The sequence below is a fragment of the Clostridioides sp. ZZV14-6154 genome, assembly GCF_020657785.1.
GTDB lineage: Bacteria > Bacillota > Clostridia > Peptostreptococcales > Peptostreptococcaceae > Clostridioides.
In genome coordinates, this window is sequence record NZ_JAGWCY010000004.1 from 142113 (window position 1) to 164134 (window position 22022).

Consider the following 22022-nt stretch of genomic DNA (forward strand, 5'->3'; position numbering starts at 1 on the left):
AAGGAGTGAAAAATTAATGCCACAGCAACAAATAATGATGAGTGTAGGTCTATGGATAGTAGTAATAGCAATCTTTTATTTCCTAATGATTAGACCTCAAAAGAAAAAAGACAAACAATTAAAAGAAATGAGAAGTAGCCTAGGTGTAGGAGACAAAGTCATTACAATAGGTGGAATAGTAGCTAATGTAGCTAAAGTTGAAGATGATGTTGTAATATTAGAATTAGGACCAAATAGAACTAAAGTTCCATTTGAAAAATGGGCTATAGGTACAGTTCAATCTAGAAAAGAAGAAATAGAAGAACAGTAAAATAGTAATTTAAAAGCCTTTTCTCGAATATATATTAATTTGAGAGGAGGTTTTTTTATGGGAAAATCTAATTATATTTTTAAAGGTTTGGGATATGCATATATAATAACTTTGGCTGTTTTATTAGTGTATAACTTATTTTTGACATTTACAGATATTGGTGGAGATAATATAACTATGGTTGCATCATTTATAACTACTATTTCTGCAGCTATAGGCGGTTTTTACACTTCAAAACACATGCAAGAAAAGGGACTTATGTATGGGCTTTTAGTTGGACTTTTGTACATAGTGTGTATTTTTTTGACTGTGTTTTTAGCACAAGAGAGCTTCGTATTTGAAGTAGGAATGATTTATAAGTTATTGCTTATATCAGCAGCAGGAGGTATTGGAGGCGTATTGGGTGTCAACTTTAAATAGAGTTTATATTAAAGTGGTTTTGTGATATAATCAATAGGAAACAATTAGAAATGGAGGCGTTGAAAATGGAAAATAAACATGTAAAAACTTTATCTCAAGCTACTTTAAAGCAAAGTGCTGCAAAAGGTGGATGTGGAGAGTGTCAAACTTCTTGTCAATCAGCTTGTAAGACTTCTTGTACAGTTGCAAATCAAGAGTGTGAAAGATAGAAAAGTATTGATTTAGTTGTTTGTAAGAGGGTATCTCAAAATGGTTCTTTTATCATTAATGAGGTATCCTTTTTTATTTTTTTTGTCTCCATCTGCGCGAATGAAACCTTCCTTAAAATAACACCCATGATGTAATTCATCACTAAGCTCTGTTGAAATAATAAGGAATATATACATACAAGGGATGAGAAGTATATCAAAATAATTGACTATTTTGATATACTTCCTAATTTTTTGTATTTTATCTAAGTACTTCTTCTTCTGGCAAACTCCACAATTCTAAATTTATCAATTCTATGTCGAGATTCAGTATGCTGGATAAATCGTGTATCTTCAAGGTATACTTCGCTTCGTATAACTACAACATGAGTATCACCATTTAAATCCATATACTGTTTGTCCTCTTTAGTTACAGGTTCAACAGTAATTTCTTTTCGAGCATAGCTTAAATTTAAGCGTAATTTTTTTTCTATATAATCATATAGAGAATCCTCTGCTATATCTTTTGTTAAATTAGGAACTATGTTTCTTACTAAATAATCTTTATCAAGGATTATAGTTTCATTATTTATTTTACGCTGCCTTAAAATATAATGAATTTCTGGTAATTTTTTTGTCTCAAATCTATCCTTTAAGAATTGAGGACATGGAATTGTATTAAAATCAAGGACAATGGTTGAGCTTTCGATTTCGAGTTCGCTTTGAGATTCTGCAAATTCTTTATAGCTAGATAGATTTGATGCAGATAGTACAAATTTTTTTGCATCTATAATCATATTTCCCTTACGTGGTTTTTTTTGTATATACCCCTCATCCGATAATAATCTAAGTGCCTTTCTAACCGTTTCCCTTGATGTATCATAATTCTCAGCTAAAGTTTGTTCACTTGGCAAATAACTTCTTACAGGATAATCACCATCAATTATTTGTTCTTTTAAGTCCGTATATATAGAAAAATACTTGTTCATATTTCTATTCACCTCTCTACTACCTTAATTTACATTATATAGTATACTAAATAATTACAATATTTACAAAAAAAATAGTTGTACAGCTTCGGGAAAACGTATATAATTAGTATATACCAACTGGTATATACTAGATTAAGATGTTTTTGAACTATAATTATCTTAGGGGGAGAAATATGAAGCATACAGATACTCAACTAAAGCAACTTCATGATTATGTTGGAGGGGAAAGTAATATAATTTCTGTTACACATTGTGTAACAAGACTAAGATTCGTACTTAAAGATGAATCAATTGTTAACAAAGATAAGATTAAAGAATTTAAATTTGTAAAAGGTTGTCTTCATAATGGTGGTCAATTTCAAGTAGTAATAGGGCCAGAGGTAGAAAAAGTATACAAAAAATTTATTGACGTAAATAAAATGAATCCAGATCATAAGTCAGCATCAAAAAATGACAGTTCTAAAAAAAATTTATTCCAAAGATTACTAGGTTCATTAGCTGAAATATTCATACCATTATTACCAGCTATAATAGCAGGTGGTCTAATATTAGGATTTAGAAATATTATTGGAGATATACAGTTTGGAGGGGCTACATTAGCTTCAAAAAGTGTATTTTGGAATGGTGTGTATCAGTTTTTATGGTTACCAGCCCAAGCTATATTCCACTTCTTACCAGTAGGTATTACATGGTCAGTATCTAAGAAGATGGGTACAAGTCAAATACTAGGTATAGTATTAGGATTAACATTAATATCACCTCAATTATTACCACCAGCTCAATTAGCTACAGGTGAATTATTATATTGGGATTTTGGATTTGTTCAACTAGCTAGAGTAGGATATCAAAGTCAAGTTATTCCAGCAGTATTAGCAGCTCTGACAATGAGTTATATGGAAATAGGATTAAAAAAGGTTATACCAAGTGTTATATCAATGATTTTTGTTCCGTTTATAACATTATTAACATCAGTAATATTAGCACATGCATTTATTGGACCAGTAGGACGTTTTATTGGTGATGGTATAGGGAATATGGTTGGTTCTGCAATTACAGGTCCATATAGTATAATATTTGCGTTCTTGTTTGGATTATTATATGCACCTATTGTAATTACAGGGGTACATTATGTATTTAATGCAGTAAATTTACAGCTTATAGCAACTTTAGGTGCTACACCATTATTCCCACTAGTAGCGCTAAGTAATATTGCGCAAGCATCATCTAGTTTAGCTATTGCAGTTATGAATAAAAACACGGAAGAAAGAGAAATATCTATTCCATCAACAATATCAGGATACCTGGGTGTTACTGAACCAGCAATGTATGGAGTAAATTTAAGATACAAGTTCCCATTCTATTGTTCTATGATAGGTGCAGCATGTGCTTGTGCTGTAGCCAATGCTTTTGGAACAATGGCAAATAGTATAGGTGTTGGAGGTTTACCTGCAATTTTAAGTATCCAACCTCAGTATTGGCTGATATTTACAGGTGCGATGGTTGTAGCTATAATAGTGCCATTCTTCCTTACAGCAGCAGTATATAAAAAGAAAGAATTATCAGGAGAACTTGAATTTACAGAGGTATTAAATAGTTAAGAGGAATAAGGAGAATTAGACATGAGAGTATTATTAATAGATATCGATTCATTAAGACCAGATCATTTAGGGTGCTATGGGTATCATAGAAATACATCACCGAATATTGATGAAATAGCTAGTGAGGGTGTAAGATTTAGCAACTATCACTGTTCAGACGCACCATGTTTACCATCAAGAACAGCTTTAATGACTGGACGTTTTGGCATACATACTGGAGTAGTTAATCATGGCGGTGTTGCAGCCGATTTCAGATACGAAGGTATTAATAGAGATATGGAAGACAGACTTTCTAAAGAATGCTTACCAGCAATATTTAGGAAAAAAGGAATGAAAACAGCATTAATAAGCCCATTTGGTGAGAGACATTCAACTTGGTCATTCTACGCTGGTTTTGATGAAATATACAATACTGGTAGAAGAGGAAGAGCGTCAGCAGAAGAAATAAGTCCAACAATACAAGCTTGGTTAGATAGAAATGCAGATGATGATGACTGGTTTTTATATGTGAACTATTGGGATCCACATACACCATATAGAGCACCTAGTGAGTATGGAAATCCTTTTGAAAATGAACCATTAAAAGATTTTTATACAGAGGAACTATTAGAGAAACATATGAAGGCTGTTGGGCCCCATACATCACAAGAACTATATTCTTACCATGACAATCCAAAGCCAGAAATGCCAAGAGCACTTGGTAAATTAACAAACTTTGAGGATTTAAGAACATTTATTGATGGATATGACATTGGTATTCATTATGCAGACTATCATGTTGGTAAAATAATAGAAAAGCTAAAAGAAAATGGTATCTATGAGGATACAGCGATTATAGTAACTGCTGACCATGGAGAGAATTTAGGAGAACTTGCTATTTATGCAGAGCATGCTACTGCTGATAAGGCAACAACGAATATTCCAATGATTATTAAATGGCCTGGTTCTAGAAAAGGTGTGGAGGATAAAGGTCTTCACTATAACCTTGACTTATGCCCAACAGTAGCTGATATAGTAGATGTTGACAAACCATGTATATGGGATGGTGAAAGTTATGCATCAAGTATATTTGAAGATATTGAAACAGGGCATGATGAATTGATAATAGGGCAAATGGCTCATGTTTGTCAGAGAGCAGTTCGTTTTGAGAACTATATGTACATAAGAACATACCATGATGGATATTATCTATTCCCTAAAGAAATGTTATTTGATCTAGAAAAAGATCCATATGAAACTAACAATATAGCAAAAGAGCATCCGGAGATTTGTAAGGAAGCAGTTTATAGATTGAGTAATTGGCATGATGAAATGATGATGACAATGGATAATCAAGTAGATCCATTGTGGACTGTAATAAGAGAAGGTGGTCCACATCATGCCAAAGGTCATTTAAAAGAATACATAAAAAGGTTAGAGGTAACAGGTCGTGGTGGAGATGCGGTAGAAGAATTAAAGCGTAGACATCCTTATGAATTAGTGTAACATATGTAGATAAATAAATCGCCTTTATATTGTGATTAACTATTTTAGTTAATTTAATATAGAGGCAATTTAATAATTATAGTAAATTTTATGATATTAAAATTAGTATAGATGAAAAAGAGGGGGTAGAACAATATATGAAGCATTTATCAGTACTTATAAAACCAGCGTCATCATTATGCAATTTAAGATGCAAGTATTGTTTTTATGCTGATGTAAGCGATGCAAGAAAAATTAAATCTTATGGAATAATGAATGATAGTACAATGAAAAAATTAATTGATAATGTATATAGAGATCTAGAAGAGAATGACATTATCACATTCGCCTTTCAAGGAGGCGAACCAACTCTTGCTGGGATAGACTTTTTTAGATTATTTGTTGAATATGTAAATACTAAAAATAGTAAGGTTAAAGTTCAATATGTTATTCAAACAAATGGAACTTTAATTAATGAGGAGTGGTGTCAATTTTTAAAAGAAAATAGATTTATTGTGGGACTATCTATTGATTGCATGTCAAATAATCATAATGAAAATAGGGTTGATGCTAATCAAAAAGGAACATTTAATCAAGTTATTAAAACAAAGGAGATGTTTGATAAAAATTCTATTGACTACAATATATTATGTGTTTTGACTAATAATATTGCGAGATATCCTAAAAAAGTATTCTCGTTTATTATTGATAATAATATTAAATATATTCAATTTATACCATGTCTAAATGATTTAGATTGTTCAAATGAGTCAAAACATGCATTAAAACCTGAAAGATTTTCAAGTTTTTACAAACAAATATACTCATTATGGGAAGAAGAATATAAAAAAGGAAATTATATTAGTATTGGACTAATTGATAATATAGCTAATTTATTAACAAGAGGTAGAACAGGAACATGTGGCATGTCGGGACAGTGTCAAATACAGTATGTTATAGAAGCTGATGGTGGGGTATATCCATGTGATTTTTATGTGTTAGATGAATATAAGATAGGAGATATAACTAAAGATTCTCTTAAAGAGATATTCAATAATAAAAAGGCACAACAATTTATTAATAATAAAGAAGAACTCACGCAAATCTGTAAAAATTGTGAATATGTCAGATTATGTAATGGAGGATGTAAAAGAATGCAAAAATCTATGTACATAAATAAGGATAATACATACTGTGGATATAACGATGTTTTAGCATATATCTTAAATTCACTAAATCGTATTATCTAATACAAAGAAGGAAGTGAAATATATTGCATATTGGATTAATTTATTTTTTTGTTATTATTTTTGCTAATACTGTAGGTGCTGTATCTGGCATGGGAGGAGGTGTCATAATAAAACCATTATTTGATGCTATTGGCGTACACTCATTATCAGAAATATCATTTTATTCAAGTGTGGCTGTCTTTACAATGGCTATTGTATCTACAATTAAGCAAATAAAAAACGGAATTAATATAAATTATAAGTTAACTATAGCGATTTCTAGTGCATCAGTAATTGGAGGGGGGATTGGAAATACATTATTTCAAACTTTGCTAAAGATATGTAGTTCAGAAAATACAGTTATGGGAATTCAAATAATATTAACAATAATATCTTTAGGATTTGCATATTTGTATACTAAAAAATCGTGGAAATCTTTAGAGCTTAAAGATATTAAATGGTATGTGTTGGTTGGTGGGTTTTTAGGTTTATTATCTACATTACTTGGAATCGGTGGTGGTCCAATTAATATTGCGATTATTATGCTTTTCTTTGGGATACCTATAAAAGAAACAACAGTATATTCTATAATTATAATATTATTTTCGCAACTATCTAAGTTAGCTTCAATAGGTTTATCTGTCGGATATGCAAGATATGATTTAAGTTTGTTAGTATTTATAATTCCGGCGGCTATACTAGGTGGAAGTCTAGGAGCAAAACTGAGCAAAACTTTAAAGGATGATACAGTATTGGTAGTTTACCAATATATTGTTGTTTTTGTAATATTTTTAAATGTATTAAATGGAGTAAAAATTAATTATTAAATATAAATATGTGCACAGTAGAAGGGGGAGTTATGTTAGATTTTAAAAAAAGTACAGTATATCAGATATACCCAAAATCATTTAATGATACTAATGGTAATGGTATTGGAGATTTAAATGGGATTACAGAAAAATTGGATTATCTTAAAAACTTAGGAGTAGATTATGTATGGATAACACCATTTTTTGTATCACCTCAAAAAGATAATGGATATGATGTAGCTGATTATTATAATATAGATCCGTCATATGGAACTATGAAAGATCTAGAAAATTTAATAAAAGAAGCAGACCAAAGAGAAATAAAAATAATGCTTGATATGGTGTTTAACCATACATCTACAGAGCATCAATGGTTTAAAAAAGCACTTGAAGGTGATCCATATTATAAGGATTTTTATATATTTAAAAAGGGTGTAGATCATAAGGCTCCTACAAATTGGATTTCTAAGTTTGGTGGTTCAGCATGGGAATATGTTGAAAAATTCGATGAGTATTATTTACACTTATTTGACAAAACACAGGCAGATTTAAATTGGGAAAACCCATCTGTAAGAAAAGAATTGGTTAATGTATTAAAATTCTGGATGAATAAAGGAATTAAAGGATTTAGATTTGATGTTGTAAATCTAATATCTAAACCTGAAAAATATGAGGATGATTATGAAGGTGATGGAAGACGTTTCTACACTGATGGACGTAGGGTACATGAATTATTAAAAGAAATGTGTATAGAAAGTGGAATGGTAAAGAGAAATATGCTAACTGTAGGGGAGATGTCATCTACATCTATTGATAACTGTATCAAGTATTCTAATCCAGATGAAAAAGAGTTGTCTATGTGCTTTAACTTCCATCATCTTAAAGTAGATTATAAGAATCAAAACAAATGGGATCTACAAGATTGTGACTTTATGATGCTAAAAAATCTTTTAAATGAGTGGCAACTAGGTATGCAAAATAATAATGGATGGCAAGCTGTTTTCTGGAGTAACCATGATCAACCACGTATTATATCCAGATTTGGTGATGATAAACAATATTATAAAGAGTCAGCGAAGATGCTAGGAACAATGATTCACTTTTTAAGAGGAACACCATATGTTTATCAGGGTGAAGAAATAGGTATGACTAACGCATATTTTAATGATATAAATCAATATGTGGATGTAGAAAGTTTAAATTATTATGAAATATTAAGGTCAAAAGATATTAATGAAGCAGAGATATATAAGATTTTACAAGAAAGGTCAAGGGATAACTCTAGAACTCCAGTGCAGTGGGATGATACTACTAATTCTGGATTTAGTAGTGGAACTCCATGGATTCAAGTAATTGATAATTATAGGGATATTAATGTTGATAAAAATTTAAAAGATAAAGATTCGATTTTATATTATTATAAAAAAATGATTACTTTAAGAAAAGAGCTAGATGTAGTAGCGTATGGAGATTTCAAGCCATTGTTAGAGGATAGCGATTCTATATTTGCATATGAAAGAACTTTTGAAAATGAGTCACTGATTGTTATAAATAATTTCTATGGTGAAGAAAACGAAGTTGTATTAGATGTTAAAGACTTAGACAAATATAAAAATATTTTGTCAAACTATAGTAATAGTATTTTAAATAGTTCTATGAAGTTAAGGCCATATGAATCAATGGTTCTATATAAAAAAGATTAATATTATGTTGGGAGATGAGCTTAATAATATGTTATCAATTTTCAAGAAAAATAGGAGTAAGACATCAATACATGCATTTGTTTCTGGTAAAGTAATACCTATAGTTGAGGTAAATGATCCTGTTTTCTCATCTAAAGTTTTAGGGGATGGATTAGCTATATATCCTAATGATGGATTAATAGTTTCACCATGTAATGGTGAAATAAGTTTGACTATGGATGATAGTAAGCATGCAGTTGGATTGAAATTATCAAACGGTATGGATATTTTGCTTCATGTTGGCATTGAGACAGTTTCTTTGAATGGTGAAGGATTTGACCTTTTTGTCAAAAAAGGAGATAAAGTAAAAAAAGGGGATAAGCTAATATCATTTGATAAAGATTTAATTAAATCACGTGGTTTACAAGATGTTGTTATCATGGCTATTACTAATTATGAAAGCTATAAAAATATTAAGTATTTCACTAATTGTGATGCAATTATAAATGAATCAATTATTGTAGAGGTTTAAATATAATGTATGATTTTAGCAAATTATATCATATACTTAAATTAACGATTAGGTATTTATATTAATCAGTACCTAATTTTTTATAATAAGTTAAAGTTGTATGTAAGTTTTATTTACACAAACTTACATACAGTTTAGTTTACTATTTCATACTTATTATATTTTTAGATACGACTAAATCCATAGTATCTTTAATCTCTACTTAAGTTATACCCTCTCTAGGATTATCTACTGATAAAGATATTTTTTTCTATCTTCATCTGCAAATGTCATTAATTGATGCCTTGACAGCAGCACCACTTGCAGCTAGTTCAAAAGCACCAATAGTATTAACTACAGAAGAACTTTCTAAGTCACAAGAAGAAGTAGTTGAGTTAAGACTTAAAAATGCTACTAAGTTAGTACAAATAGGTGAAGGAATAGCTAAAAATGCTATTGAAAAAATAGCAGAAAAAATAAACTTATTTACTAAGAACTAATAATATATAAGATCTGATGTTATAAGCTTGTTTAGATAATATAAAATTATACAAGGTGTTTAGATAAGATATAATGTCTATAATATAAAATTATACAAGATGCTTAGATAAGATATGATGTCTACAATATAAAATATATACAAATAATGAAATAAAAATAATAAAAATAAGGTATCTCATTTAGAATTGATTTGAGGTACCTTATTTTCTTATTTTTTGATTATAATACTGTAAAATTAATATTATAAAAAAATTATTATAAATGATATTGTTTATAATGATTAAACACCTTATTAACATATATTATTTTGAATTTATTACTTAATTAAATAAAATAAGTTATAATATTTTGAATTTATGGAGAATAAAAACTTTAATTATAGTGTTTGAGTTATATGGATAACTATGGTATTATATATAAAATATGGTAACAAAACTGTAACTTTTTATTGAGAATAGACAAAAATATTGATAAAAAAATATGAAAAATATATTGGGGGTAAATAATAATATGAAGAATAGTAGAAAGATATTAGCTATAGGACTTACACTATCTTTAGTAATGGTAAATACTCCTATAGTAAATGCGTTGACATCAGTTGAGCAAATAAAAGGTAATGATAGGTATGAAACAGCGGCAAAAATAGCGGATAAACAAAACTATAATACAGCAATACTAATTAATTCAGATAATAGCTTGGCAGATGGTCTTAGTGCGAGTGGTTTAGCTGGAGCTTTAAATGCGCCTATTTTAATGACAAAACAAAATCAAATTCCAAATACTACTATGGAAAGACTGAACAAAGCAAACACTGTATATATAATAGGTTCAGAATCGACAATAAGTAAAAATATTGAAAATCAATTACTTTCTAAAAAGAAGGCTGTACAAAGAATATTTGGTGAGAATAGATTTGATACAAGCATAAAAATCGCTGAGAAAATTAAAGAAATCAAACCTATTGATAAAGTAATTATAGCTAATGGAGTTACAGGAGAAGCAGATGCGATAAGTGCATCGCCAGTAGCTGCAAGAGATGGAGTACCTATAATACTTACAGATGGAAATAGTGTAGGATTTGATACAACAGGATTAAAGAGTTATGCACTTGGTACTAGTGAAATAATAAGTGATGAATTGGTCAAAAGTACAAATTCTGTTAGGTTAGGTGGAACAGATAGATTTGACACCAATAAGAGAGTTATACAAGAGTTTTATAAAAACAGTAAAGAGTTTTACTTAAGCAAGGGTCTACAATTGACAGATGCATTAGTCGCTTCTACAATAGCAAAAAATGCTCCTGTAGTCTTAGTGGAAAATGGTAGCAATAAAAGTATTTTAAGTGGAGCAGACAAACTTACAGTACTTGGAGGAATAAATCAGAATATAATCAAACAGTGTATAAATCAAGCTTCTCCAAATCAACAAGGATTATACTATAATCCAAATGATAGAGCATTTAAGGACAGAATAAAGGGAAAAGTATATGCTCTTACAAAACAATACAGAAAAGAAAATGGATTAAAAGAGTTAGTTGTAGCAAGTAGATTAGAGGGATTAGCAAATGATTGGTCTAATTTAATGGCAAATAAGAAGACTTTATCTCATACAATAAATGGGAAAAATTCATATTCTACTTTTTTAAAGTACTTAGACTGGAGCGCGATTAAGCCTGGATATGTTGCAGTTCAGGGTGAAAATATAATTAAATATAAAATTCCAGATAAACCTGTTTACACAAATAGAGATGCAGATGATATAGGAAATTTTATTTTTAATGAGTGGAAGACAAATCCTGAAGAAGGTACCAATATGCTACATAAAGGATATGAAATAATGGGATTTGGAATAGCCATAACAGGAGATAAGAATATATACGCAACACATGAGTTTTATGGAAGATATAAAGAATAATAAAAATATATACAAAATGATAGTTGTGATAAAATAATATATAAATAATAAAATTATAATGGAAAATAACATTTATATTAATATAATAATATAAATGTTATTTTTTTATAATTTAGTAGAAAAAAATTGTATCAAAAAGTTTAAATATGGTATAAAATGGGTAAGAAAGTAGTGAAAATTAAATGGCAAAATTAGGGAAATCTAATGACGCAAAACTATAGGGATTAAAGCTTTTAAAGCCATATCAGCCAGTTGCTAAAAAGAGTAAAGTCTTTTTATTTTATAATTAAGATTCTCTTTGAGTGTCTTTTTTTATTGTCTGAAACTATAGTATTTAAATTCATGAGAGATTATAAATTTATTGAGGGAGGATTGTTGTTTCATGAAAAAAGCAATATCTTGTGTGCTAGCAGTATCAATGTGTAGTGCACCACTAAACGTTTTTGCAGAACCTATATTAGAGGGGAAGTTAAGGGCAGTTGAAAAATCAGTTACAGAGAAGTTAAAGGGGAATCTTGAAGTAGATTTAAATTTTTCACTTCCAATAAAAAATAATGAATCAGAAAGTATAACCAATATACAATTGGAATTAAAAGATGATAGTAATAATAGTGGAATAATAAAGCTTGGAGAAAAAGATTCAGGAATATTAAATATTGGGGCAGATAACATAGAATATACTATAAAAAAATTATCTGCAAGTAGAAGTGAAATAAAAAATAAAGATGAGAATATATCATATTATAATATTGTATTTAATAATTTACCTGTTGGAAAATACAATGTAGAAGTATCTGGAGGAGGCTTTAATAGTAAGGAAATTAAAGACATTGATATATCAAGTTATTCACAAAGAGTTTTATTAAGCAATAGAGCAAGTGTAGATGATAAAAATCAACCTTTAAACTATGAACTATTCTTGATGGGCGATGTAAATAATGATGTAAAAGTGGATAAGAGTGATTATGAGGATGTATTGAAAAATATAAATTCAAATAAAAGTGAATATGATTTAAATAGAGATGGAAAGGTAGATATTGCTGACCTAGATTATGTTCAGAAAAATTTAGGGCAAAGTGAAGATGCAAAAAGCCTAGAGAGTATAGTATCTACCAATCCTATAGTAGATACAAGTAAAGTAACATTAGAAAAAAACAGTGATACAAATATTCAGGGTACTGTAGAGGATTTATTCAGTGGAGAGAATAGTGGAGTTAAAATATCTCCAGCAAATGCAGGTGATAAGATATCAGAAGAAAAACCAGCAGTAATGGATATAGCTTTATCAGAAGCACTTAATATGGAAGTCATAAATATAAAAGCACCTGAAGGGAATGCTCCAGCAAAAGGAATAGTTGAAGTTACAGATAAAGATGGTAATGTTCAACAGGTTCCTTATGAAAATAAAGAATATGTGGAAACTTTGAAAGAGGAACAGAAGCAAGAAGAAGTAAACAATGAACAAGAAGAAACAAGTAATAAAGATGAAAATATAGAGCAGCCTGATAATAATAACTTAGACAGTAATCAAGAAGAAAAAAATGATAAAGAAGATTCAACTTCAAATACAACTGATAAAGAAAATAACGATAAAGAAAATAATGATAAAGAAAATTCATCAACAGATAAGTCTGATTCAGACAAAGATACATCAAAACAAGAAGACAATATCAGCAAAGATGATAGTTCTACAACATCTACATACGGTAGGTCAGCAGTAGAAACATATGCAGAAGTTCAAGATAGCGATATAGTAATAAATCTTGGTAAACAAGTAGCAGTAAAAAAGATAACAATAAAAATAACAGCTACAACAGCAAATGATAGAAATCTTGCAGAAATATCTAAAGTTGAATTTTTAAATAATGTATATAAAGAAATACCAAAACCAGATATGAATATACCTAAAATCAATAAAATATCTACTAGTACTGCTGTTGGAAATGAAAAGGTATCTTTTTATTGGAATAACGAAGCAAACGTATCTGCATACGAACTTACATTAGATACGATTGACAGTAAAGGAAAAGTATTATCGACTAAAAAATTACAAACTAGTAAAAATACTATAGATGTTAGAGATATACAAGCATATGGATTATATAGAGTTAGCATACAGTCTTTAAATGGAGATTGGAGTAGTGGATACAAAGATGCAACAGCAGAAAACTTGGATGGAGTTCCAGAAAATGTAGACTCAAACTATAAGCCTATACAATTTAGTCCAGATAGTATAATAGAATTTCAAGTTGTTCCAGATACAAAGCCAGAACCACCAGAAGGTATAAATGTCAAAGGTAGATTTAAGGCTCTTGATGTAAGTTGGAAAAATCATAAACAAGCTAAAGACTTTGATTTATATTATAGAGAAAAAAATTCTAATGGTTCTTGGACAAAATATAATGACAAACTTATTCGTGGAACAAGTTTAAAAATAGAAGGGCTTAAGGATAATACAACATATGAAGTTAGAATGACAGCTACTAATCATTTAGGCACTAGTGGAATGTCTAAAACATATATAGGAACAACTGAAAGTGTGGATGCTCCAACAACACCTAACTATAGACTAATTAATACTCCTAAGTTAGATGCAGGTTCTGGAATACCAACAAATCATATAGTAGATGTTACTTATCCAGCTGGATATGACAAAAGTGAATATAGTGATAAAAATCCATTTAATAAATTTAATATAGTAGATGGAGACTTTACAACACACTGGACATTCCCAAGATATAATGCAGCTGAAGGAACGAATAGAGGACCAATCATAACTTTCGATAAAGCTTATACTATGGATACTTTTATGGCTACACCTCGTTTTGATGTTTCTGATAAGACAATTAATGACTTTGAAATACAATACTGGGATGAAAATGGTCAATTACATAACCTGGGAGATGTACCTTTTGAAACAAAGACAGACCCTGTAAATAATAATAGATATGTAATGGTAAGATTAAAGGAACCAATAAATGCTACTAAAATACAAGTTAGTGTTTGTTCATCATATTCATATAAGTCTAATATATCAGAGCTTAAGTTCTATGAATATGACAGTATAGAAGATGATGTAAGAAATCTATTTATGGATGACCTACAAGTTGAATTAAAAGAAGATGTAACTCAAGAAAAAATAACTGAATTAAAAGATAGACTTAATACTCCAGATAAAGCTAGTGGAGAATATCATCCATATAAGACAATTATTGATAGAGAATTAAAGCTAGCACAAGACTTATATAATGATAGAGATACACTTACTGATATAACAACTGTAAATCAAGATATAAATGTTTCAGGAAAATACAAAGATAAGAGCGGAAACTATACTGTTAAGTCTAATAATCTAGGTATGGGAAATGACTGGCAGGCATTGGGTGTAGCTGCTAGAGCTGGAGATGAAATCACGATATATGTTGGAAGTAAAAGTGGTAGAACTCCTAAACTAATATATACACAATACTATGGAGAGTCTGGTGCATATAAGAGTGGAGAAATAAATCTTAACACTGGTAAAAATGTAATTCAGTTAAGTAAGCTTCATAGTTTAGATGTAGAGTGTGGAGGAAGCTTGTACATAAGATACCCTTATGATACTCAAAGTGGTGGAGATATAAAGGTACGTGTAGCAGGGGCTACTAAGATACCACATCTTAACTTAAATGGAATGATAAATGATAAGAGTCCTGAAGGAGTTTCTGAATCTAAGAAAAAGATAAGAGCCTATATAGAAGAATTAACTAAATATAAGAATGATATAAAGGGAGAACCATATTATCCAGGAACGAATATTGGTAATTCATATGGATATTCAGAAACAACTGGTGTATTAAACACTACAGATATTGAAAGTGATAAAGTTACACTAAATGTTCCAGCAACAGCTGTATATCAAGGAATATCAAAAGGAAATTCTGATTTAAATACACAAGTAGATAGATTATACAATAGTATGCTTGCATGGGAACAGATGATGGATTTAATATATTCTGAAAGAGGAGTATTTAAGACACAAGACTTAGATGGTAATGGAACTGTAGATGACAATGAATTTGACATAACTAAAAATGATATGGCTCCTAAATCTCGTATGAACATAAAATATCAAAGAATGTTTATTGGAGCATTTATGTATGCTTCTGGTTTACATGTAGGAGTAGAGTATGGTTCAGTTCCAGGGCTTATGAATGGAGTACCTTTCCAAATAGATGCTAGTGGAAAAGCTACAGGAGGAAGTTTATTTGGATGGGGAATAGGTCATGAGATAGGACATGTTACAGACATTGGTAAGATGACATATAGCGAAACTAGTAATAATGTACTTGCTTTACTTGCTCAAACATTTGACGATAAGACACATTCAAGACTTGAAGGTTCAACAATGGACAAGATATATGAACATGTAACTTCAAACAGTTTAGGTATACCGAGCAATGTATTTGAGAGACTTGGAATGTTGTGGCAATTACATTTAGCTTATGACAATGACTTTACTGGTTCAATGTTAAAGAATAACTCAGATGCTGATTTAAGCAATGACACATTCTATGCTAAAATTTCAAGAAAATACAGAGCACTTTCAAGTGGTGACCCAATAAACAACTTACCAAAAGACCAAATGTTAGTGGCAATGGCATCAAGTGTTGTTGAAAAAGATTTAAGAGATTACTTTAAGGCATGGGGAGTAGAAATTACACCAGAGCTAAACAGTATAATGGATAGTAAAAAGTACGAAAAAGAGACTAGAAAGATACAATATATAAATGATGAAGCTAGAAGAAAGATTTTAAATGAAAATATAGTAAGTATGGCAGAAGATACTAAAGTAAGTGCTGGCTTTGCTGATGGAGTACAAAGTGGTTCTCTAGTTAAATCTAATAAAATATCTATAGACCTAGATGTTGATAAAGACAAAGATAAGATATTAGGATATGAGATAATAAGAAGTGATGGAAACTATTTAGATGGTGAGAATGGAACTCAAGTAAAATACAGAACAGTAGGATTTGTGGATGCAAAAGGAAATAGTCAAGCTAAATTTACTGATAATATATCTCCTCTTAATAATAGAGCATTTACATATAAAGTAGTTGCGTACGATTATCATCTAAATCCAACAGATGAGTTTGAAGTTGGTACTGTAAAATTATCAGATGAAGGAAAAATAAACAAGTCAGCATGGTCATTTATAACAAACACTGTTTCTGATGGTGATGTTAGAACTGAAAATGACTCACATGGACCATTACAAAATCCAGAAATTGATAATATAAAGGATAATGATGCAAGTACAACATATAAAGGAAAGAGAATTAGTAAAGCTGAGTGGAACAAAGACCCACAAAAAGACCCAGATATAAATGTAGAAGAAAATCCATATATAATAGTAGACATGAAAGAGACATTGCCTATAGTAGGGTTAAAATATACAAAGCCAAAAACTGAAGCTAGAAAGTTCTCATTAAAAGGATTATTCAACCTTAGAAAAGATACTAGTACAACATATAACCCTTTAACTAATTACAAGATACAAGTAAGTAATGATAAAAAGAATTGGGAAGATGTTAGCCAAGGAACTTTTGAATATGGACAAGACTTAGTTGGTGGAGGAAAAGACCAAGATAATGAAGCTAGAGTTACATTTAATAAAGATGGTAAACTTTGGACATACCAAGCTAGATATGTAAAACTAATATCAAACAATAAGTCTAATATAGAAGTTGCAGAGTTGGATATAATTGGGCCTCCAGGTGACAATATAGAGATTGGAACAGTAAATAGTGTAGACCAAACTCGTACTAATGGAATTGGAAAACTAGTAGAAGATTATGTATATCAAAGTGATGACCCTAATACAAGTGAAAATGAAGAAGCTAAGATTCCAGATGGTTCAATAGTAATTACAGGAGAATACAGTGGAAATCCAGCATTTAATTTACCATTACTTATAGATAAAAACAATAAAACTATATCTGGAGAAGCACTCTTATTTGCAGAGATACCAGAAAAAGGTGAATTAGGTGAAATAAGTAAAGGTACATGGGTTTACTATATGCCAAAAGAAAGCTTTGATTCTTTAAGTGATAAGGTCAAGGCTGAATTATATAGATATAATGAACTTCAAGGAGATACTCCAGTAGGTCAAAGATTTGTAAGTGATACAATGTATGTACCTGTGGAAGCTAAAAATTATGATGAGTTAAAGACTATAAGTCTTACTGATAGTAATAGTAAAGCTAGAAAAGCTACAAGAAATGTTATTGATGTAAGTAACAAGAAGATTATATCTATAAATAATAAAGTAAAAGGTAATATTGTTAGAGACAAATAGTTAATAGAAATTTAAATATAATAAAATGATACTTATGGTATTTAATAGTCAATGTTAATAGCTATTAAAAATTCTAAAGAATAAAAAATTAAATATTAAATATGAAGTAAATATAGTACATGGATGTAGATATAAAATTAAGATAGTCTATAAATCAAATAAATAAGTCTGGGTGGATATTTGATTGTATGCACCTAGCTAATGGTAGATAAGGAAGGGTGTTATGAGTAAAGGAAAATCTCTTATAAGAACTTTGGCAGTGTCGACTATGGCAGTAGCTATAACTGGTAGTGCTACATGTGCATATGCAGCTCCAGTATTACAAGGGGCAAAAACATATGAAAAAGTAAATACTATAGATATATCTGTGGATTCAGTAGAGAATATAGTATATTCATTTCAAGCTAGTATAAAAGTACAAGGTGAAGTAGAAGTGGCAGATAATGAGCAAGGACAAAAGATTAAGTGGTCTGATAATATAGAAGCTCAGATAAAAAGTGGAAATGCAAATGCTAATTGTGTTTCAACATATGATAAAGCAAATAATATAACAACATTAGATATATATGTTACATCAAATGAAGATTTGCTAAATGAAAGTAGCTTAAACATAGGAAGAATATCTGTAAAAAAATCTGGCAGTAATTCAAATGCTGGCTATAAAGTTTTGGGGAATGGAACAGGTGATAAGCCAGCTTTAAAAATTGTAACTTACAACAATAAAACAATTGATTATGAAAGTATAGATTCTGGTGAAGGTTTAATATTTACTCTTATCAATGAGAATGAAGTAAAACCAATAGGAGGAACTGGAGCTAGTAAAAACGACCCTGAAAAGTATAAGGTTGAGAAAAGTGAAGCACTTGAGTACCTGTTAAACAATATTAGAGTAAAATATTCTGTTGTAAGCAAAGAAACAGAAGAAAGTGGCTCAAATATAATACTAAAACTTGGATTATCACAAAAAACAAGTAAAGGAAGAACAGCTACAGTAAATAAATATGTAGAGGTTACACTTCCAAAAAGCTTAGAGTATATAGTTGAAAATGAATTATCTAAACCAGACGAATTACCACCAGATAATAGTGGTGGCAATAATGGTGGAGGAAGCAATTCAGGTGGTTCATCTAGTGGTGGAAACTCTGGCGGAGGAAGTTCAAGTGATTCTACATCTAATGTCACAGTAAAAAAATTAAAAGGTGCTGATAGATTTGAGACTGCTGTTAAAATATCTCAAAGTGGTTGGACAAAATCAGATACAGTTGTAATAGTAAATGGAGAAGATAGAAGTATGGTAGATGGGCTTACAGCTACACCACTTGCTAGTGTAAAAAACTCACCGATTCTTTTATCTTCAAATGATAAACTTCCTCAAAAAACTGTAGAGGAACTAAAAAGATTAAATCCATCAAAAGTAATTGTAATAGGTGGAAATAACTCAATGCCAAATTCAGTTGTTGAAGCTATTAAAAGCGTAAATTCAAAAATATCAGTGCAAAGAATAGGTGGAGATACAAGATATCAAACTTCTATTAATATAGCAAAAGAAATTGATAAGACGAATAATATAGGCAAGCTGTATATAGGGGCAGGAAATGGAGAAGCAGATTCATTATCAATAGCATCATTAGCTGGTAAGGAAAAAACTCCAATAGTACTTACACAAAAAGATGGTGTAGATAATGAAGCAGAACAATTTATTAAATCAAACAAGGTGTCAAATGTATACTTTATTGGTGGAGTAGAGAAAATATCTAACAAGGCTATTGAACAAGTCGGAAAAATAGCAAATAAAGATGTATCAAAAAATAGAGTTGCAGGTCAAAATAGACAAGAGACAAATGCTAAAGTAATAGATAAATTCTATTCTCAGTCAAAATTGGATGGGGTTATAGTTGCTAATCAAGATAAGCTTATAGATGCTTTAGCAGTTGGTCCATTAGCAGCTAAGAATAATTCACCAGTTGTACTTGCTACAAATACGTTAGATAAATCACAAGAATCATCATTAAAAAATAAAAATTCATCTAAGTTGTTTGAAGTGGGTGGAGGAATAGCTTCATCTGTAGTAGATAAGATTAAGAGCTTAATTGAATCAAAATAACTATACTAAGATTAGTAAGAACTAGAATAAGAATGTATTTAGATATATAAATTTATATATCTAAAATACATTCTTATTTTTTATTTAATCTATTTTAGTAAAAATGTAGCTAAAAGAATAATATAATATTAACTACACATATATGATATAAAATAGTTTTTATACATAGATTGTGTTTTAAGATATTAAAAATATACCTAAAAATAATTTATCTAAATTTTGACGAAATAAGACATTAATATCTAGACGAAAGATATTTATATAAGATATACTTTATAATGTATAGAAAATAAAGGAAAAATAAAGAAACAGTACTTCTTTTATAAATATAAAATATAAAAATCATCAGGGGGATATGAAAATGAACAAAAAAATATTATCATTAGGTCTAGCAGTAGCATTAATATTGGTGAGCTTTAAAAATGTAAATGCATCATCAACAGTAGAAAAAATATATGGTAAAGATAGATATGAAACAGCAGCAAAGATAGCTGATAGACAAACTTATGAAACAGTAATTTTAGTGAATACAGAAAAATCGCTTGCAGATGGATTAAGTGCAAGTGGATTGTCAGGTGCAACAAAAGCACCAATATTATTTACACAAAAAAACAAGATACCAACAGATACAAATAGATGTTTAAAAAATATCAAAAAAGCATACATAATAGGTACAGAAGATACTATAAGTAAATCAGTAGAAAAAGAATTAAATTCTAAAAATATAGAAGTCAAGAGAATTGGTGGAGAAGATAGACTAAAAACAAGTTATCTAATAGCTAAAGAAATAGCAACTATAAAAAAAGTGGATAAGGTACTATTAACTAATGCCTACAGTGGAGAAGCAGATGCAATGAGTGTATCATCAGTAGCTACTAGAGATGGAGTTCCAATCATACTTACAGATGGGAAGAGTGTGCCTTTTAATGTTAAAAGTATACAATCATATTGTATAGGCTCAGAAGAAATAATGAGTAGTGCTATAGTTAAGAATACAAACTCAGTAAGAATAGAAGGAACTGACCGATTTGAAACTAACAAGAAGGTAATAGACTACTTTTATAAAAATTCAGATGTATTCTATGTATCAGATGGCTATCAATTAGTAGATGCTATAGCATCTGCACCATTAACTAAAGATTTTCCGATGGTATTAGTAAATGATGGTAGTAGCAAAGTTGTGTTAGAAGGAGCTAAGCATATAACTTCTATAGGTGAGTTAAGTGACAAGGTAATAGAACAATGTATAAGCGCATTAAAGTCAAATGGGCAACCTCCAACAATCACAATGGGTACTACAGAGATATATAAAGGTGAAAAGTTTGATAGTAGCAAGTTGAATATAGTGGCTAAAGATAATACTGGGAAGGTTTTACCAATAGAAATTGATGGATTTATAGATACAAATAGAGTAGGTACATATATATTGACATTAAAAGCTACAGATGAATGGGGACAAAGCACAGAAAAAAGAGTACAGATAAAAGTGCTAGATGATAAATCTCATGATTACAATAGCCCAGAATTTAAAAAGATGGTGTCTACTGAAATGTATAACTTAATTAATTCTTATAGAAAAGAAAAAGGTAAAGGACCGTTAGTAGTATCTAGTAAGCTAGAAGGTATGGCAAATGCATGGTCTAAGTATATGATGGATAAAAAAGTTTTTGCACATTATATAGATGGCAAAAATGCTCCACAAGTATTTTCTGAGTTTGGAATGAGAAGTGAAGAAAATATAGCATATATTTATATTAATTCTAAGAATGTTCAAACTACTCAAGATGCAAAAGATTTGGCAAAGACTGTATTCGAAGTGTGGAAGAAGTCACCAGAATACAATGCAAATATGCTTAGTGACGAATTTTTTAGTACTGGATTTGGACTTTATATATTATCTGATGGTCAGGTACATGCTACTCAAGAGTTTTTAAATGGTAATGAAGGTAGTTTGTAAAAAACT

Annotated in this window: 14 protein-coding genes, 1 pseudogene and 1 riboswitch; of the genes and pseudogenes, 14 read left to right on the forward strand and 1 reads right to left on the reverse strand. The window is 29.8% G+C overall.

Translation table 11 applies throughout. From position 1 onward, the window contains the following. Positions 1-16 precede the first annotated feature (16 nt). The 3 genes from yajC to scfA all read left to right on the forward strand — a co-directional run bounded on the left by yajC (position 17) and on the right by scfA (position 939). Entirely contained in the window at positions 17-310 is a 294-nt protein-coding gene (gene yajC, locus KGF45_RS11255; protein WP_227827577.1) for a preprotein translocase subunit YajC, read from the forward strand. 57 nt (positions 311-367) lie between these two features. Then, positions 368-730 carry a TIGR04086 family membrane protein gene (locus tag KGF45_RS11260; protein ID WP_227827576.1) on the forward strand — a complete coding sequence of 121 codons (363 nt, stop codon included), beginning with the start codon at positions 368-370 and terminating at the stop codon, positions 728-730. 65 nt (positions 731-795) lie between these two features. Then, positions 796-939 carry a six-cysteine ranthipeptide SCIFF gene (gene scfA, locus KGF45_RS11265; RefSeq protein ID WP_009891067.1) on the forward strand — a complete coding sequence of 48 codons (144 nt, stop codon included), beginning with the start codon at positions 796-798 and terminating at the stop codon, positions 937-939. A 245-nt stretch (positions 940-1184) separates the two neighbouring features. Here scfA and treR read toward each other — a convergent pair whose 3' ends face one another. Then, positions 1185-1907, reverse strand: coding sequence for a trehalose operon repressor (gene treR, locus KGF45_RS11270; protein WP_227827575.1), 723 nt, complete (start codon positions 1905-1907; stop codon positions 1185-1187). Between the two features lie 176 nt (positions 1908-2083). On the opposite strand from treR, the gene treB reads away from it, so the two are divergent. The 11 genes and pseudogenes from treB to KGF45_RS11325 all read left to right on the forward strand — a co-directional run bounded on the left by treB (position 2084) and on the right by KGF45_RS11325 (position 22016). Continuing rightward, positions 2084-3508 (forward strand): PTS trehalose transporter subunit IIBC, encoded by a 1425-nt coding sequence (gene treB / locus KGF45_RS11275; RefSeq protein WP_227827574.1) that lies wholly within the window; start codon positions 2084-2086, stop codon positions 3506-3508. Positions 3509-3529: 21 nt separating this feature from the next. Further along, complete coding sequence (locus tag KGF45_RS11280; RefSeq protein WP_227827573.1) at positions 3530-4993, forward strand: sulfatase; 1464 nt, start codon at positions 3530-3532, stop codon at positions 4991-4993. A gap of 137 nt (positions 4994-5130) precedes the next feature. After that, positions 5131-6222: a radical SAM/SPASM domain-containing protein gene (locus KGF45_RS11285; RefSeq protein ID WP_227842572.1), complete on the forward strand. Its 1092-nt coding sequence runs from the start codon at positions 5131-5133 to the stop codon at positions 6220-6222. Between the two features lie 23 nt (positions 6223-6245). Next, positions 6246-7028, forward strand: a complete 783-nt coding sequence (locus KGF45_RS11290) for a sulfite exporter TauE/SafE family protein (RefSeq protein WP_227827571.1) — start codon at positions 6246-6248, stop codon at positions 7026-7028. Between the two features lie 32 nt (positions 7029-7060). Next, the gene (gene treC, locus KGF45_RS11295) at positions 7061-8713 is read left to right on the forward strand and encodes an alpha,alpha-phosphotrehalase (protein WP_227827570.1); all 1653 of its coding nucleotides are present in this window, start codon (positions 7061-7063) and stop codon (positions 8711-8713) included. Continuing rightward, positions 8682-9224, forward strand: coding sequence for a glucose PTS transporter subunit IIA (locus KGF45_RS11300; RefSeq protein ID WP_227827569.1), 543 nt, complete (start codon positions 8682-8684; stop codon positions 9222-9224). Before treC ends, KGF45_RS11300 begins: the two co-directional genes overlap by 32 nt. A 272-nt stretch (positions 9225-9496) precedes the next feature. Further along, positions 9497-9703 (forward strand): annotated as a pseudogene (locus KGF45_RS11305) (cell wall-binding repeat-containing protein); the annotation flags it as partial. A 511-nt stretch (positions 9704-10214) separates the two neighbouring features. Next, positions 10215-11618: a cell wall-binding protein Cwp9 gene (locus tag KGF45_RS11310; RefSeq protein ID WP_227842573.1), complete on the forward strand. Its 1404-nt coding sequence runs from the start codon at positions 10215-10217 to the stop codon at positions 11616-11618. Between the two features lie 174 nt (positions 11619-11792). After that, positions 11793-11878, forward strand: a riboswitch (cyclic di-GMP riboswitch). Positions 11879-12000: 122 nt separating this feature from the next. Further along, entirely contained in the window at positions 12001-17955 is a 5955-nt protein-coding gene (locus KGF45_RS11315) for a M60 family metallopeptidase (RefSeq protein ID WP_227842574.1), read from the forward strand. Between the two features lie 223 nt (positions 17956-18178). Beyond that, positions 18179-20059: a cell wall-binding repeat-containing protein gene (locus KGF45_RS11320; RefSeq protein WP_227842575.1), complete on the forward strand. Its 1881-nt coding sequence runs from the start codon at positions 18179-18181 to the stop codon at positions 20057-20059. A gap of 355 nt (positions 20060-20414) precedes the next feature. After that, the gene (locus tag KGF45_RS11325; protein WP_227842576.1) at positions 20415-22016 is read left to right on the forward strand and encodes a cell wall-binding repeat-containing protein; all 1602 of its coding nucleotides are present in this window, start codon (positions 20415-20417) and stop codon (positions 22014-22016) included. Positions 22017-22022 lie beyond the last annotated feature (6 nt).

Coding starts and splice junctions, on each gene's coding strand:
- yajC (WP_227827577.1), top strand. CDS start 17: ATGCCACAGCAACAAATAATGATGAGTGTAGGTCTATGGATAGTAGTA.
- KGF45_RS11260 (WP_227827576.1), top strand. CDS start 368: ATGGGAAAATCTAATTATATTTTTAAAGGTTTGGGATATGCATATATA.
- scfA (WP_009891067.1), top strand. CDS start 796: ATGGAAAATAAACATGTAAAAACTTTATCTCAAGCTACTTTAAAGCAA.
- treR (WP_227827575.1), bottom strand. CDS start 1,907: ATGAACAAGTATTTTTCTATATATACGGACTTAAAAGAACAAATAATT.
- treB (WP_227827574.1), top strand. CDS start 2,084: ATGAAGCATACAGATACTCAACTAAAGCAACTTCATGATTATGTTGGA.
- KGF45_RS11280 (WP_227827573.1), top strand. CDS start 3,530: ATGAGAGTATTATTAATAGATATCGATTCATTAAGACCAGATCATTTA.
- KGF45_RS11285 (WP_227842572.1), top strand. CDS start 5,131: ATGAAGCATTTATCAGTACTTATAAAACCAGCGTCATCATTATGCAAT.
- treC (WP_227827570.1), top strand. CDS start 7,061: ATGTTAGATTTTAAAAAAAGTACAGTATATCAGATATACCCAAAATCA.
- KGF45_RS11300 (WP_227827569.1), top strand. CDS start 8,682: ATGAATCAATGGTTCTATATAAAAAAGATTAATATTATGTTGGGAGAT.
- KGF45_RS11310 (WP_227842573.1), top strand. CDS start 10,215: ATGAAGAATAGTAGAAAGATATTAGCTATAGGACTTACACTATCTTTA.
- KGF45_RS11315 (WP_227842574.1), top strand. CDS start 12,001: ATGAAAAAAGCAATATCTTGTGTGCTAGCAGTATCAATGTGTAGTGCA.
- KGF45_RS11320 (WP_227842575.1), top strand. CDS start 18,179: ATGAGTAAAGGAAAATCTCTTATAAGAACTTTGGCAGTGTCGACTATG.
- KGF45_RS11325 (WP_227842576.1), top strand. CDS start 20,415: ATGAAAATGAACAAAAAAATATTATCATTAGGTCTAGCAGTAGCATTA.